This is a genomic window from Pedobacter sp. 01N416, from assembly GCF_056399685.1.
In genome coordinates this window covers 1-442 of record NZ_JBFTRT010001112.1, presented here as the reverse complement: position 1 = coordinate 442, position 442 = coordinate 1, and the positions used below count along the sequence as shown (strand labels likewise).

At 35.1% G+C, this 442-nt stretch carries 1 protein-coding gene; it reads left to right on the top strand.

Annotated features, from left to right (window positions below; translation table 11 throughout):
- Nucleotides 1-48 precede the first annotated feature (48 nt).
- On the top strand, nt 49-442 hold a 394-nt coding region (locus tag AC1DND_RS29480), incomplete at its 3' end, for a hypothetical protein (protein ID WP_477586591.1).

Here is a 442-nt window from a genome sequence, read left to right as displayed (position 1 = left end):
ACCAAATACAGCCAGAATTACTTTCAGAAAAAGATGAATATGCTAAATATGAGTTTAAAGCAGGCTCATTTTGGTCAAAGTAAAAAAGGGCATGAAATGCAGGGAAATACCTTAGAAATTCCGGGATGTAACCCTAGCGAAAGGGACGAATTGCTAAAAATGATATTGGGCCAAACACCTTTAAAAGCAAAAACTTTTATCCCTGACTGGCGTTTTTTGAATTTACCTATTTTCTTTAAACTGATTTTGCCTGTGGTGGCATTTTTAATTATTGCGTTTAACGTTCCTGAGGTTAAGCCGTATATCGGCGTATCAATTGCTTACTTAATAATTGGTATTTTGATGATTTATATCAGTTATCGCCGACATCAGATTTCAGTAAGTCAAGATTTCATCATCAAAACCAGCGGCATTTGGGATATTTCAAATGAAATTGTAGTGC